Source organism: Escherichia sp. AM3 (genome assembly GCF_032029835.1).
GTDB classification, from domain to species: Bacteria; Pseudomonadota; Gammaproteobacteria; order Enterobacterales; family Enterobacteriaceae; genus Escherichia; species Escherichia coli.
Map to the genome: position 1 here is coordinate 1 of NZ_JAVUPQ010000622.1, position 400 is coordinate 400.

At 51.5% G+C, this 400-nt stretch carries 1 pseudogene; it reads left to right on the forward strand.

What is annotated here, in order from left to right:
• A pseudogene (locus tag RTW80_RS27565) lies at positions 1-400 on the forward strand (relaxase/mobilization nuclease domain-containing protein); the annotation flags it as partial.

Here is a 400-nt window from a genome sequence, read left to right on the forward strand (position 1 = left end):
GAACTGAAGCATGGTTTTGCTCCGGATAACGGTTGCTGGGTCCATGCGCCGGGAAATCGTATCGTTCGCAAAACTGCCGTTGAACGTGATCGCCAGAACGCTTGGACCCGCGGAAAAATACAAACTTTTCGCGAGTATGTTGCGCAGACAGCGGTCGCTGGTTTACGCAGTGAACCTGTACATGACTGGTTATCCCTGCATCGTCGTCTTGCTGAAGATGGTCTGTACCTGTCTCAGATGGACGGAAAATTTCTGGTGATGGATGGCTGGGATCGCAACAGGGAAGGTGTACAGCTTGACTCGTTTGGTCCCTCCTGGTGTGCAGAAAAACTCATGAAAAAAATGGGGGACTACACGCCAGTGCCAAAAGACATTTTCAGCCAGGTGGAAGCACCAGGAC